This window comes from Dyella japonica, from assembly GCF_040545895.1.
In the GTDB taxonomy this organism is placed as follows: domain Bacteria; phylum Pseudomonadota; class Gammaproteobacteria; order Xanthomonadales; family Rhodanobacteraceae; genus Dyella; species Dyella japonica_D.
Genome location: NZ_JBEPMU010000005.1, coordinates 22,205 through 35,228 on the forward strand (window position 1 = coordinate 22,205; position 13,024 = coordinate 35,228).

12 protein-coding genes are annotated in these 13,024 nt (G+C 62.5%); 4 read left to right on the plus strand and 8 right to left on the minus strand.

Annotated features, from left to right (window positions below):
• Nucleotides 1-24: 24 nt before the first annotated feature.
• The 4 genes from ABIC75_RS16020 to ABIC75_RS16035 form a co-directional block, all read right to left on the minus strand.
• The gene (locus ABIC75_RS16020) at nt 25-462 is read right to left on the minus strand and encodes a universal stress protein (protein WP_354014892.1); all 438 of its coding nucleotides are present in this window, start codon (nt 460-462) and stop codon (nt 25-27) included.
• Nucleotides 463-805: 343 nt separating this feature from the next.
• Entirely contained in the window at nt 806-2,500 is a 1,695-nt protein-coding gene (locus ABIC75_RS16025; RefSeq protein WP_354014893.1) for a SulP family inorganic anion transporter, read from the minus strand.
• Nucleotides 2,501-2,561: 61 nt separating this feature from the next.
• On the minus strand, nt 2,562-3,377 hold the full coding sequence (gene ppk2, locus ABIC75_RS16030) for a polyphosphate kinase 2 (RefSeq protein WP_354014894.1): 816 nt from the start codon (nt 3,375-3,377) through the stop codon (nt 2,562-2,564).
• Between the two features lie 317 nt (nt 3,378-3,694).
• Nucleotides 3,695-3,976 carry a hypothetical protein gene (locus ABIC75_RS16035; RefSeq protein WP_354014895.1) on the minus strand — a complete coding sequence of 94 codons (282 nt, stop codon included), beginning with the start codon at nt 3,974-3,976 and terminating at the stop codon, nt 3,695-3,697.
• 428 nt (nt 3,977-4,404) lie between these two features.
• Between ABIC75_RS16035 and ABIC75_RS16040 the strand changes: the two genes are divergently transcribed.
• Nucleotides 4,405-5,748 carry a DUF1254 domain-containing protein gene (locus ABIC75_RS16040; protein WP_354014896.1) on the plus strand — a complete coding sequence of 448 codons (1,344 nt, stop codon included), beginning with the start codon at nt 4,405-4,407 and terminating at the stop codon, nt 5,746-5,748.
• A gap of 197 nt (nt 5,749-5,945) precedes the next feature.
• Here ABIC75_RS16040 and ABIC75_RS16045 read toward each other — a convergent pair whose 3' ends face one another.
• Nucleotides 5,946-6,410 carry an Lrp/AsnC family transcriptional regulator gene (locus ABIC75_RS16045; RefSeq protein WP_354014897.1) on the minus strand — a complete coding sequence of 155 codons (465 nt, stop codon included), beginning with the start codon at nt 6,408-6,410 and terminating at the stop codon, nt 5,946-5,948.
• 130 nt (nt 6,411-6,540) lie between these two features.
• Here ABIC75_RS16045 and ABIC75_RS16050 point away from each other — a divergent pair, with 130 nt between their 5' ends.
• The 3 genes from ABIC75_RS16050 to ABIC75_RS16060 all read left to right on the plus strand — a co-directional run bounded on the left by ABIC75_RS16050 (nt 6,541) and on the right by ABIC75_RS16060 (nt 7,920).
• Complete coding sequence (locus ABIC75_RS16050) at nt 6,541-7,206, plus strand: glutathione S-transferase family protein (RefSeq protein ID WP_354014898.1); 666 nt, start codon at nt 6,541-6,543, stop codon at nt 7,204-7,206.
• Complete coding sequence (locus ABIC75_RS16055; protein ID WP_354014899.1) at nt 7,187-7,390, plus strand: hypothetical protein; 204 nt, start codon at nt 7,187-7,189, stop codon at nt 7,388-7,390. The genes ABIC75_RS16050 and ABIC75_RS16055 overlap by 20 nt, the downstream gene beginning before the upstream one ends.
• Nucleotides 7,391-7,557: 167 nt before the next feature.
• Nucleotides 7,558-7,920, plus strand: a complete 363-nt coding sequence (locus tag ABIC75_RS16060) for a YciI family protein (protein ID WP_354014900.1) — start codon at nt 7,558-7,560, stop codon at nt 7,918-7,920.
• Nucleotides 7,921-7,944: 24 nt separating this feature from the next.
• Here ABIC75_RS16060 and ABIC75_RS16065 read toward each other — a convergent pair whose 3' ends face one another.
• The 3 genes from ABIC75_RS16065 to ABIC75_RS16075 form a co-directional block, all read right to left on the minus strand.
• Nucleotides 7,945-10,323, minus strand: a complete 2,379-nt coding sequence (locus tag ABIC75_RS16065; protein ID WP_354014901.1) for a glycosyl hydrolase family 95 catalytic domain-containing protein — start codon at nt 10,321-10,323, stop codon at nt 7,945-7,947.
• Nucleotides 10,324-10,422: 99 nt separating this feature from the next.
• The gene (locus ABIC75_RS16070) at nt 10,423-11,628 is read right to left on the minus strand and encodes a threonine synthase (RefSeq protein ID WP_354014902.1); all 1,206 of its coding nucleotides are present in this window, start codon (nt 11,626-11,628) and stop codon (nt 10,423-10,425) included.
• Nucleotides 11,629-11,681: 53 nt separating this feature from the next.
• Entirely contained in the window at nt 11,682-12,980 is a 1,299-nt protein-coding gene (locus ABIC75_RS16075) for a dicarboxylate/amino acid:cation symporter (RefSeq protein WP_354014903.1), read from the minus strand.
• Between the last annotated feature and the right edge of the window lie 44 nt (nt 12,981-13,024).

Below are 13,024 nucleotides of genomic sequence, written 5' to 3' on the forward strand. Positions count from 1 at the left end.
TCCAAGGGGCATCTCGGCTCACGCTCAGCGGCAAACGAGTACAGGAATGCTGGTGCTCACCAATAGCTTGGCGGTCTGACTTCCCCGCCGCAGCCGGTCCGTCCCGGTTTGTACGTGCGACCCCATGACGATGAGATCGCACTGCTGCCTTCGGGCCACTGTCACGATGGCCATGTAGGGACGCTTGTCCATTTCGTAGGCACCGTTGCACTCCACATGCGCCACCTCTGCGCGCCGGCGAACCTCGTCAAGGTAGGCAGAAGCTCGGCGCGTGATCTTCAAGGCTCTTTCGTCCTCCTGCAGCACGAGCGAGTCCGAAAGGTGCTGGACGGCTGGCGAGGGCTTGATGACATGGAGCGCGAGAACGCGGGCGCCATACTTGGCCGCGACATCGATTCCTATGTCGATGGCTCGGAGCGAAAGTTCGGAGCCATCCGTAGGCAGCAGAATATGCTTGAACATGTCACTCACCGTAGGTCAGCAAGACATTGCTCTTCAAACATTGGCTCGCCAGGATTTCACGGCGACATCGCCAGCCGGACAGCCGCCAGGCAAGGCATCTTTGCGTCGCGATCGTACGTATCGCCTCTGCTTCACCCGCCGAGAACGAGCCCACTAGGCAGAACGTGCGCGGCATGATGCCAGTTCATTTGCGAAGGCTATGCATACTGCCAAAGCCTTGTTGCTACCGAAAAGCTGTAACTTGCCTGGGCCCACGAGCGTGGCGTGCAACTGCATCTGATCGAACTGTGCAAACCGGGCCAAAACGCCTGCACCGCGTCATTCAACAGCCGCTGAGGACTCTTCACGGCTTCCAGTCCACCCGATATTCCTCAAGGTAGGCATCGACGGCGGCGCCAATGGTGGGATGGAGCGTGCCGAAGCGCTCCAGCAGCCCGAAGCGCTCCAGCTTTTCCTTCACGGGATCTTTTATTTCCGCGAATCGAAGTTCGATGCCGGATTCGCGCAATGCCCGTTCCAGCTCGGCCAACATGTCCGCTGACGTCACGTCAATGCTGGTGACCGGCTCTGCGGCCACGACGATTCGTTGCACCGGTGTTGGCGATTGCGCCACCGCCTCGAGTAGGCGCTGATGGAACAACTCGGCATTGGCGAAGAAGAGCGGCGCGTCCCATCGAAACAGGATGAGCCCCGGAACAAGACGCGCCGCAGGATAGCGCTTGATATCGTGATAGCCCCTGATGCCGTCGACCCGGCCCATCACCGCGTAGTGCGGGCGCCAACCGTCCCAGAGAAATTCGATGATCGCTATGGCGATCGCGATGCCAATGCCTGGAATGACGCCGAGGACTGCCACACCCACGAAGCAGGCGATCGAAAGCCAGAATTCCCACTGCTGGATGCGGAAGATGCGGCGCAGGTCGTCAAACTCGAACAAGCCGATCGCCGCGGCAATCACCACCGCCGCCAGGGCGCTGCTCGGCAAGTATTCGAGCAGGTTCGGTGCCAGTACCAGCAAGAGTGCCACCGCCACCGCACCAACCACGCCCGTGAGTTGGGTCTTCGCGCCCGCGGCTTCGGCGACGGGCGTGCGCGACGAGCTGCTGCTGATCGGAAATCCCTGGAATAGCCCCGCCGCCAGGTTCGCGACGCCCAGGCCGATCATTTCCTGATTGGGATCGACAACCGCATGGGTCTTTGCCGCGTATGTGCGTGACAGCACACTGGTATCGGCGAACGCGACCATGGCCACGGCGCAGCCGCCGATCACCACCTGACCGAGATCGGCCACACCGATCCACGGCATGGCAAACGATGGCAGGCCTTGCGGGAGTGGACCAAGCACCTTGATTCCCGCGCTGTCGGCCAGGCCGAACGAACCGACCACGATCGTGGCGGCCACCACGGCAATCAGCAGTCCTGGGATTCGCTTCCAACGCTTGAGAAACAAGATCAGGATCAGCGTGCCGAGACCAACGAAGAACGCCGCCCAATTGGCACGACCTTCAATAATCGCTCGCGCGATCCGTACGAGGTTGCGCAGCGGCCCGGCACTGTCGATGGAAAAGCCAAGCAACTTGGGTAATTGACTGATGAGCACCGTGAGCGCAATGCCGTTCATATAGCCATAGCGAATCGGCTTGGACAGCAACTCCGTGACAAAGCCAAGGCGCATAACCCCGATCAACGTGCACACCAACCCGGACACGATCGCCATCAAGCTGGCGACGGCGACGGCGCGTAGCGGATCGCCTGCAGAAAGAGGCAGCACGACGGCCAGAATCACGGCGGCGAGCGAAGAATCCGGCCCCAACACGAGAATGCGGCTTGGACCGAACAGGGCATAGGCGAGCAACGGAACGATGGTGGCATACAGGCCATGGATTCCCGGGACACCTGATGCCACGGCGTAGGCAATGCCGACCGGGACAAGCATGGTGGTCAGCACGAGGCCGGCCATCACGTCGTGCGGCAGCCAGGCCGCTTTGTATTCGCGGGCGATCTGCAGTCCGGGTAGCCAACGCTGCCAGCCGTTCATGCCTTGTCCTTTGCAGAGTGGAACGAATCGAAGGTCACTAACGAACGATCGCTACCTGCGGTCAGTACTGTTCCTTGACGTACTTGAATGGATAGTCCGGCTCGACGTAGTCGCCGCGCTTCTGCCGTTTTGGGAATTTGATCTTCTCGCGCGGAAGCTCCTTATACGGAACTTTGTCGAGCACGTGCCGGATGATGTTGAGGCGTCCACGACGCTTGTCGTCCGTTCGCGCCACATACCACGGCGCATACGGAGTATCGGTCGTGGCAAACATCTCATCCCGGGCTCGCGAATAGTCGTACCACCGGCCATACGACTTCAGGTCCATCGGCGAGAGCTTCCAGAGCTTGCGTCCATCGTTCGCTCGCTCCTTCAGCCGCCGGGTTTGCTCCGCCTCGCTCACTTCCAGCCAATACTTCAGAAGGACAACACCCGACTCGACGATGGCTTTCTCCATCAGCGGCGCAACCTGCAGGAACCTGCGCACCTTTGCTTCCGGCGTGAACTCCATCACGCGTTCAACGCCGGCGCGGTTGTACCAGCTGCGGTCGAAGATGACGACCTCCCCGGCGGCCGGCATGTGCTCCATGTAGCGTTGCATGTACATCTGGCTTTTTTCGCGGTCCGTCGGTGCGGGCAATGCCACCACCCGGAATACGCGAGGACTCACGCGCTCGGTCAGAGCCTTGATCGTCCCACCCTTCCCCGCCGTGTCACGCCCTTCAAATACCACGCAAACCTTGAGCCCCTTGGCGATCACCCACAGCTGCAGCTTGACCAGCTCGACGTGCAACTTTTCGAGCTCTTCTTCGTACTCCTTCCGCTTCATTTTCTCGGGCTTTGCGCCAGCCGCGTCGTCTTCTTCGTCGCGTTTCATGTCGTTTGCTCCACGGTGGGTCATGATCCCCTGCCATGATCTGCAACCACTCACCCGTTATCTCCAGGTTGCAGTACACGCTCCTTGCTGAGGGCACTCCAACAATGTCCGCAAAACATGGACCACTAAGCCAAGACTCGCGGGCGGCAGCGGATATCTCTACCGACGGTCGCGATGGACCGTATCGACCACGATCCTCGGCCCATGGTCGGGACCGAAGATGATGTCGGCGCCAGCGGAACGAACATCGCTCTCACCTGCGCGATGAACTTCCGTGGCGCGCCGAAGCACGGTCGCACACAAAGCTCGTGCACGCTTCATTGCGCGCCCTTCTCGTTTTCGAGAGCTTTGTTAATGATCTCGCCATAGAGCTGGGCGATCCTCGCACCCAAGGTATGGAACTCGGGATTGCGCACCACGTACTTCTCCGCTTCCTTGGCGTCCTCGAGCGATTTCTTCAGAAATTCGAGCTCGGTCTCACTCAGGCGCTCGCCGCTGTCGATTCGCTGCTTTATCGCGAGCGTCCGAGGCAGCCGGAACTTCACCAGCCGATCGAGCAATACCTGGATCGTACCCGCGTCATCGGTCGGGTCGGACATCGGGGACCTCCTGCCTGCGAGCGAAGCTTGATTCTACACTTCCATGCCGCGCGGCAACGCCTGGCACAGCAAGCGCCCACCCGCTCCAAGACCAAGGCAGACGCCTCAGCACGGACGCCACGGATACGGCGTTACGTAGTTGTACCGAGTTTCTCCGCGTAGTAGCACTGAGGCGGCGCGCTGCAAACTGTGCTCGCATGATGCCGTCCAGAGCCGGCCCTTCGGGAGCGTGGCTTCGTCGTCAATCTGATGGGGCAACAGTCATGCAAAAGGCGATGCTTTCCCTTACCGGCGCGTTTGGTTTCTTCTTCGCCTGCTGCCACGCGAATGCCTGCCCCGCCGTCGATCCTGGTTCAACCGTGGGGTCTGCCCAGGTTCCAACGGCAACGCGCGCACAGGATGTGAAGGGGACACCACCCGGCACCGTCATGACCAAGGCGTATGTGCAGGCGGTGGCGCGCATGGCGTACATCTGGGGTTGGCCCTTGGTGAACAATTACAACCGGTCACAGGCGGTGGCGCAGAAGCCGGGGCCGGGACTCAATGGCGGCGTGCTTCCGGTGTCGCCTCCGGGCGCCATCGCCATGCTCACCGACTACATCAAGCCCGAGCAGAACTTCATCACCTGTCCCAACCAGGACACGGTCTATGGCGCCGGCTATCAGCACGTGGACACGCAACCGGTCGTGGTGCAGGTGCCGGATTTCGGCGACCGCTTCTACGTGTATCAGATTGCCGACGCACGCACCGATTCGTTCTGTTCCATCGGCAAGCAATACAAATCCAAGCCGGGTTTTTATCTGCTCGTGGGACCGAACTGGAAGGGCGACGTCCCCAAGGGCATCACTGAAGTGTGTCGTTCCACGACGGATCTGGTCACGGTGCTGCCGCGCGCCTTCATGGACGACACGCAGGAAGACAAGGCAGCGATACAAAAGGTGTTGAGCCAGATCGTGGTCTATCCGCTGGACAAGTTCGACGGCAAGATGAAGACCATGGACTGGCACAAGCTGCCCTCCTATCCCGCGCCCGAGATCCCGGGCGGCGGCGAAATTCGCTGGGTCGAGCCGGAAAAGTTCTTCGACGAACTGCCCATCGTCATGAAGCAGATTCCGCCACTGCCTGGCGAGGAATCCCTTTATGCAACGATCGAGTCCGTTCTTGTTGCTGCCGGCAAGGATGCGCAGATCAAGCAAACACTCGTGCAGACCGCCGTCGAGGCCGACAAGGACATCGTTGCCCCGCTGTTCGAGTTCCGCAACAACGGCCGCCCGGTAGGCAACGGCTGGACCTCGCCGCCGAACGGCGCGCAATGGGGCGTGGATTATCTTTCGCGCACGGCCACGGCCAAGTCCAACATGTATGACAACGCGCCACAGGAGACGCGCTACATCTATACGGATTTCGATGCCAAGGGCGCACGCTTGAATGGCGCAGGCGGCAATGCGTACACCATTACCTTTCCGAAGGGCCAGACGCCCCCGGTGAACGGCTTCTGGTCGCTGACGATGTACAACAAGCATCATTTCTTCGAGCCCAATGCGCTCAACCGCTATTCGGTGGGCACGAAGAACAAGAGCCTCAAGACCAATGCGGACGGTTCGCTGACCATCTACGTGCAGCACGGTTCGCCGGGCAAGGACAAGGAAAGCAACTGGCTGCCTGCGCCCGCCGACGATTTCTCGCTTTACATCCGCGCCTATTGGCCCGATGCGCCGGTCACGGACGGCAGCTGGAGCCCGCCACCGGTCGTGAAAGTGGCCAGCAAATAGCGCCGAAAGAGCGAGCTCGACACGTTCGCGCCGGATGCAGGAATTCGGGAATTCCCGGCGTGGTGTGCAACGCAATGACCATCCATTACCTGTGCACATCGGCCTCTGGTATGCCATGGCTGCGTAGTGCGTTGTACCGGAAAGCAGGGCGCCTGCACGCTGGCGACACGTCGCCTTGGCTGGGATACGCTGCTCGCTCAGCTAGATGGATCCAGCGGTACCCACATGCCGCGCTTGAGCGTGCTCAACGCCACCCGGGTCTGGAAACGGCGGACGTTCGCGTTGTCGGCCACGAGCCGCTGCATCAGCGCTTCGAAATCCTCGACATCACGGGCCAGCACGATCAGCACGTAGTCGCCCGCGCCGGTGACGTACCACGCCTCCTGGATGCAGGGCTCGGCCGCGATCCATTGCTTGAGGCTCGCCAGCAACTCCGGTCGCTCGCGCTCCACTTCAACGTCCACGATCATCGTCAACGCCTTGCCTGCGCGCTTCGGGTCGATCACCGCCACCTCGGCGAGAATGATGCCCTCCTCGCGCATGCGCACGATGCGGCGCTGCACGGCGGAGGCCGAGAGCCCGACCTCAGCGCCGATCAACTCCGCGGCCCGGCGCGCATCCTTCTGCAGGATGGTCAGGATGCGCCGGTCGATCTTGTCCATCTCACTTTCGGGCATGCACGGATTCCATGAGGGACGGGAAATAGAAGCGCCGATCCACTGCAACTCGCGGTCTGGCCGCGCGGGCGAACTCTAGCATGACGTTCGCTCCCACCAGCCAGAGCCCCACGACATGAAGCTGCTTTACCAATCCCATTCGCCTTATGCGCGAAAGGTGCTCGTGTTCGCCCACGAAGCAGGCCTTGCCAATCGCATCGAGGTGATTCACCACGAGACGAGTCCGGTCGAACAGAACCATGAGGTGTTTTCACTCAACCCGCTGGGCAAGGTGCCCGTGTTGATCTGCGATGACGGCACTGCCTTGTTCGAGTCCAGCGTCATCTGCGAATACCTCGATGGCCTGCACGATGGAAGAAAGCTCTTTCCGTCCACGCCGGCGCCGCGTTTTCGCGCCCTGCTCCATCAAGCCGTGGCGCTGGGATTGGCCGATGCCGGCATAGCCGTGCGCTGGGAATCCAGGCGCCGCCCCGAAGCCTTGCGATGGCCGCCGCTGCTCGAAGGCCAGCTGCTGAAAGTCATCGCCGCCTGCGACTATCTGGAAGCCCATCTCGACGATAGTCAGGCGGTGAACGTCGGTGATATCGCGCTCGCCACCGCGCTCAGCTGGATCGAATTCCGGCACATCCACGACTTCGAAGTGGAGCGTCCTCGTCTGTCCGCCTGGTACCGGCGCTTCTGTGCACGCCCATCGATGCGCGCCACGCCACTCTCCGGCGACACCATCGATCGTCCCCCGACACCGCACACGGAAGTTCAGCATGCCCTCGCCATGGATTGACCTGCTCAGCCTGCATGGCTACATCACCGATACCGAACTGCTGCGCCGACTCGCCACTCGCCCAGCCACCGAATCTCCACCCAAGCCCCCTGCGCAACCGGGACTGCTCACGCTGGCCAGGCAGGTCGCGCGCTCCACGCGGCTATGCCTTGGCATCGGCGACGGCGTTTTACGCGCTCAATGAGACATGGGCTCCGTGCGTATGCCCCAAGCATGGAGCGGTGCGCTTCGAGTCGAATGCGAACCCGTTACGAACGTTTCGATCGAACTGTCGAAATCCCCGATGGTCGTTCGTCGTGATAGTGAAAGCCGGCCATCGGGCCGCCTGAACTTGAACCCTGGGAGCGCGCCATGCCGCAGTATCTGGTTGCCATTCATCACCCTGAAAATTACGACCCGTCCCTTGAGGGCGAGGCAATGATGCGCGACATCCACGCGCTCAACGAAGAGATGCAGGCGGCAGGCGCCAGGTTCTTCGCGGGCGGGCTGGAATCGATCGACAGGGCGAAGTCGCTGCGCAAGCCATCCGAGGGCGACGTGGTCGTTACCGATGGCCCGTATACCGAGAGCAAGGAACACGTCGGCGGCTTCTGGATACTGGATGCCGCCGATATGGACGAGGCGGTGGCATGGGGGCGCAAGGCTGTCGTTGCCTGCCGTGCGCCGGTGGAAGTGCGGGCGTTTATTCGTTCGAATGTGCCGCCGAAGAAGTAGTCGCCAAATCGGCGCCGCGCGCGCCTATTTGTCCTGTGTCCATACGTAATGTGCCGGTGGGGCGCAGCACGGTGGCGTAAGGCCAATCGAGGCGCGACCGAGCGATTTGACGGTAGCGTCGGCGGAAATATCGAACACGGGAACGGGCGCGTGCTCCGACAGCGCGAACCGGTATACATGGCCGCTTGCCGGATGAAACGAGAAGCGGCCCGCTGGTGCATCGATGCTCGCTTGCGGTTTGCCGTCGCGCCACACGAGTACCTGTGCGTGCGCCCAGGGCGTGATCCATTCCCGTGGCGTGTCACCCTCGCCCTCGAAGGCAAATGACACCAGCTTGCCTTCCACGGCCTCCACCTCCACGGTGCCGCCATGCGTGATGGCAACCGTCGCGCGCATGGTCCAACCGGAAGGAAGGGCCGGGGCGATGCGAACCAGGTGATGGTTGTCTTCAATCGCCAGCATGGCCGGCAACGCGAGCGCGGTGACGGCGGCCTGCTCGAGATAGAACTCGCTGGGCTGATCGTGAAGCAAGGCCGCCATGCCGTTGGGATACACCTGGTAGCGCTGCACCAGTTCGAAGATGGCCTTCGCCGCCTCGTCACCAAGGCCCAGGTACGCGGCTTGCACCGGATCGTAGCTCCACGTCGCGGCGTACTTGAAGGGCCGCGACAGATACGTCCGTTGCGCCACCGGAAACAACGCGCTGTCGACGCCGATCAGCCCATACGGCCACACGGCTTCCAGGCCGATGTTCTCGCCGTTCTGATACGGGGCATGCGCATCGGCGCTTGCCGCCAGTACCTGAGCTCCTGCGTCGCTTCCCGTGGATGAAGACATGGTGGGAAGCGCCGGGGTCTTTGCCAGTGCCTGGAGCAAGCGGTCTGAAAGATCCGCGTCCACGCCCAGCGCTTGCGCGGCAGCCACCGTGGCGGGATAGAGCGCGCGTATCGCCGCGATGTCCGTGGCCGGATCGGTCACATCCACCTGCGTTTCATGCGCATTCGAAGGCGAGGTGTGCAGCAGGCCGTCGTCGCCACGTTTTTGATATGCCAGCAGGAAGCGCGCAGCCTCTGCCATCAGCGGGTAGTTGCTGTGGAGAAACTCGTGATCTCCCGTTTGCAGATAAGTTCGCCAGACCCATAGCCCCACTTCGGCGCCCGTGGTCAACGTTCGCGCATTGGAAGTGGGCGTCCATGAGAGATCGCAACTGTGCGTGACGATGGCGAACGGCCGAAAGCGGTCGCTCTCGTATTCCACGCCGTTGCCGTTGAAGCGCATGGTTTCGGGAATGCATGCGCCCTCACGGCCATCCATGTGGCGTAGCGTCCATTGCTTCACCGCGGCCAGGTTGTTGCGATAGAGCGCGAATACCGAATCGTTGAGCCCGGGAAGACCCGCGGCGAGATTCGCGCCCACCTGCATGCGCGTATTCCAGAACCAATAGGCCGCGGGATCCCAGAAGTGATCGTCCGCACTGGAAGAAAAAAGATCGGCGATGCCCGCTTGCGCACCGGGCATGGCACTGCCTGCGTGTGCAGCGGCGGCGAATAGATAAAGCGTACGCAGGGTTTCGGCATAGCGAGCCACGCCATCGGCGGATGTCGCCTGGATGCGCAACGCTTGCGTCCAATACGCATGCCACCATCGTTCGGTGTTAGTGCGATCCACGGGAACACTCAAGGCCTGCTGGATGGCCTCGCGCGCGGTGTTGCTGCCGTCGAACGCGGGCGCACCGGCGATCACGCGCAGATGCCCGCTAGAATCCGGCAACGCGGTGACTTCGACCGTGCGAGCATCGATCACCGCTGCATGCACCTGCCTGCCCAATACGCGCACGCCCGCCAGCGAGCCGAACGAGCGGCCCGATGCACCGGGCAATGTGTCGTCGCGCCAACTTTCGGCGAGTAGCGCCGCGTCGCCATCGGTGAAAGCGTGGGGCGTGCGCGGCGCCCACAGCTGAAGCCGGATGCGCTGCGTCGTTGATGCGGGCAGTCCATCGAGATCGATCACGACACGATCCGTATCGCGGTCCACCCACGCATTCAGTGCAACGCCGCCGCCGGATTCCTCCAGCGCACCGTCGTACAACCGCACGCGGCCATGGAAGGCGCGATCGGCCGTCATGATCTTGAGATCCGGGAAAACCAGCTGGCCCGGTGAGCGCCGATACGGCAGCGTGTCGATGCGGTTGAGTTGAATCGTGAGCCCATCGGCCGCCCAGAACGCGGCACCGAGCTTGCCGTTGCCCAACCCCACTGCCTGGCTGGGCAACACGTTGGGCTGGCCGATGGCGATGTCGGATCGACTCACTTCACCGGCCACCTCCGCATGCGCCACCGGGAAGACCAGGCTCGCAAGGATCAACACCAGGGCCACGCGTTGATTCCATGGTGTGCTGCGCATGGGTATTCCCGACGGAAGCTGGAGACACGGCATTCTGCCGTAAAAGCAACCCGCCCTTGTGACCAGGCTACGAAGCAACGTTTCCAGCAAAGGTCGTGATCACCCGCGTTCCGTCGGCGACAAACCCAGGACGCCGGCGATGACATCGGTGTACTTCAAACCGGCACCGGTGTTGAAGATAACCACGCGATCCGACGCCTTCAGGTCGCCCGATGCGATGAGTTGCGCGTACGCGGCCGTGGCGGCGGCACCTTCGGGTGAAAGGAAGATGCCTTCATTGGCGGCCCAGTCCTGCAGCGACACGAACGTGTCCTCGTCGGAAACGGCCACGGCCTTGCCACCGGAGGCACGGAGAATGTCGAGGATGATGTAGTCGCCATAAGCCTTGGGCACGCGCAGGCCCGACGCCGCGGTTTGCGGGCTCTGCCACATCTGGCTGACAGGCGCGCCCTCGTCGAAGGCGCGCACCACCGGCGCGCATCCGCTCGACTGGATGGCAAACATGCGCGGCCGCTTGCCCGGCTTCACCCAGCCCAGCTGTTCCAGTTCCTCGAACGCCTTCCACATGCCGATCAGGCCCACGCCGCCACCGGTGGGGTAGAACACGGCATCGGGATATTCCCAGCCGAGTTGCTCGACGAGCTCGTAACCCATGGTCTTCTTGCCTTCCACACGGAAGGGTTCTTTCAGCGTGGAGATGTCGAACCAACCTTCGTCCTTCTTGCGCTCGGCGACGATGCGCGCGCAGTCGGAAATGACGCCATCCACCAGCGTGACCTTGGCGCCATACGCGGTGGCTTCCACATAGTTGGCAAGCGGCACGTCGCGCGGCATGAAGATGTGCGCTTCGATATCCGATGCTGCCGCATACGCGGCCAGCGCGCCGGCCGCATTGCCCGCCGAGGGAATCGCCAGTTTGCGCAAGCCGTAGTGCCGCGCCATCGTGACGGCCAGGCCCAATCCGCGCGCCTTGAACGAGCCCGTGGGGTTGGCGCCTTCTTCCTTGAGGAAGATGCCGTCGTATCGCTTGCTGCGGAGCATGGGCGTCCATCCTTCGCCCAATGTCACGGGCGTGGCATCCGGCAGCACGGCGCGATAGCGCCACATGCCGCGCCATGGTGTGGATGCATCCTGTCCCTGCACCACGTCCGCAGGCGAGGTGCCTTGCAGCGATGTGAGGTCGTACCTCACATAGAGCGCACCGGCAGGCTGGTCAGCAGGGCACTGCGTACACAGTGTTTGCGGTACGTCGGCGGGCAGCCGCGCGTGACAGCGGGAGCATTCAAGATAGGCAATGGCAGGCATACGACCTCGCTAAGGATGGGCAGTGCAATGAGAGACGGCGCAAACGGAAGCGTTCAAGAGGCATTCGCTTCGGAAGGCGCTTCGAGCTGGCCTTCCCACGACGCCACCACGGCGGCGGCCACGGAATTGCCCACGATGTTGGTGGCCGAGCGCCCCATGTCCAGCACGTGGTCAACCGCCAGCACCAGCGCCAGGCCGGCGTCGGGTAGATGAAAGTAGTGCAGCGTGACCGCCACCACCGCGATGGCCGCACGCGGCACGCCGGCCAGCCCCTTGGTGGTCAGCATGAGCAGGCCGAACAGCGTGATCTGCTGCACGAGGCTCAGCTCCACGCCGTAAGCCTGTGCAATGAAGAGGATGGCGAACGTGCAGTACATCATCGCGCCATCGAGATTGAACGAGTAACCGAGCGGCAGCACGAAGCTGGCGATGCGACGCGGTATGCCGAACGCCACCAGTTGTTCCAGCAGGCGCGGATACGCCGCCTCGGACGAGGACGTGGCAAACGCCAGCAACACCGTCTGCCGGATGCTGGCCAGCAGGCGCAGGCTGCGCTTGCCGATGATCAGGCTCAACGCGGCGAGTAGCAGCAGCCAGAGCACGCCGAGCGACAGATAGAACCCCGCCACGAAACGCGCGTAGGTGCCCATGATGGCGATACCGTGCAAACAGATCGAACTGGCCAGCGCGGCGAAGATCGCCAGCGGCGCGGCCTTCATCACATAGTCCGTCACGCGGAACATGACGGTGGCGAGCTGCTCGATCAGCTCCACGAAGCGTAGCGACTGTTCCTTCAGCGATGCCGCCGCCGTTCCGATGAACAGCGAGAACACCACGATCTGCAGGATCTCGTTGCCCGCCATCGCTTCGATGATGGATCGCGGAATCAGGTGCGTCATGAACTCGGCAACGGAGAGAGTCGAACCGCCATCACTCGCCGTCGCCGACGGCACCTGCACGAAGTTTCCGCTGGCGTGCAGCGACGCGCCCGGTGCCAGCCCATGCGCCATCAACAGGCCCACCGTGAGCGAGACGATGGATGCGCCCACGAACCACACCAGCGCCTTGAGGCCAACGCGCCCGATCTCCGCGGCGCCGCCCATGCGCGCGATGGCCGACACCAGCGAGGCGAAGACCAGTGGCGCCACGATCATCTTGATCAGGCGAAGAAACGCATCCGTGACGATGGAAAGATTCGCCGCGACCTGGGCCGCCTTTTCCGGCGACAGCGAGCGATTGCACCACCAGCCCACGGCCACGCCGAGCAACGTGGCCACGATGAGCGCCCATGTGAGCCATCGCTTTCCGGCATCCTGCAGCAACCGTTCTTTCCGATCAGCCAATGCCCGCACCTCGCTTGAGTGGATCGAGGTTACCGCAGTCGTACCGTCAGATG

Excerpts from the sequence above, each read along its gene's own strand:
- ABIC75_RS16025 (WP_354014893.1), bottom strand. The coding sequence starts at position 2,500 with ATGAACGGCTGGCAGCGTTGGCTACCCGGACTGCAGATCGCCCGCGAA.
- ABIC75_RS16065 (WP_354014901.1), bottom strand. The coding sequence starts at position 10,323 with ATGCGCAGCACACCATGGAATCAACGCGTGGCCCTGGTGTTGATCCTT.
- ABIC75_RS16020 (WP_354014892.1), bottom strand. The coding sequence starts at position 462 with ATGTTCAAGCATATTCTGCTGCCTACGGATGGCTCCGAACTTTCGCTC.
- ABIC75_RS16040 (WP_354014896.1), top strand. The coding sequence starts at position 4,405 with ATGACCAAGGCGTATGTGCAGGCGGTGGCGCGCATGGCGTACATCTGG.
- ABIC75_RS16060 (WP_354014900.1), top strand. The coding sequence starts at position 7,558 with ATGCCGCAGTATCTGGTTGCCATTCATCACCCTGAAAATTACGACCCG.
- ppk2 (WP_354014894.1), bottom strand. The coding sequence starts at position 3,377 with ATGAAACGCGACGAAGAAGACGACGCGGCTGGCGCAAAGCCCGAGAAA.
- ABIC75_RS16070 (WP_354014902.1), bottom strand. The coding sequence starts at position 11,628 with ATGCCTGCCATTGCCTATCTTGAATGCTCCCGCTGTCACGCGCGGCTG.
- ABIC75_RS16035 (WP_354014895.1), bottom strand. The coding sequence starts at position 3,976 with ATGTCCGACCCGACCGATGACGCGGGTACGATCCAGGTATTGCTCGAT.
- ABIC75_RS16050 (WP_354014898.1), top strand. The coding sequence starts at position 6,541 with ATGAAGCTGCTTTACCAATCCCATTCGCCTTATGCGCGAAAGGTGCTC.
- ABIC75_RS16045 (WP_354014897.1), bottom strand. The coding sequence starts at position 6,410 with ATGGACAAGATCGACCGGCGCATCCTGACCATCCTGCAGAAGGATGCG.
- ABIC75_RS16055 (WP_354014899.1), top strand. The coding sequence starts at position 7,187 with ATGCCCTCGCCATGGATTGACCTGCTCAGCCTGCATGGCTACATCACC.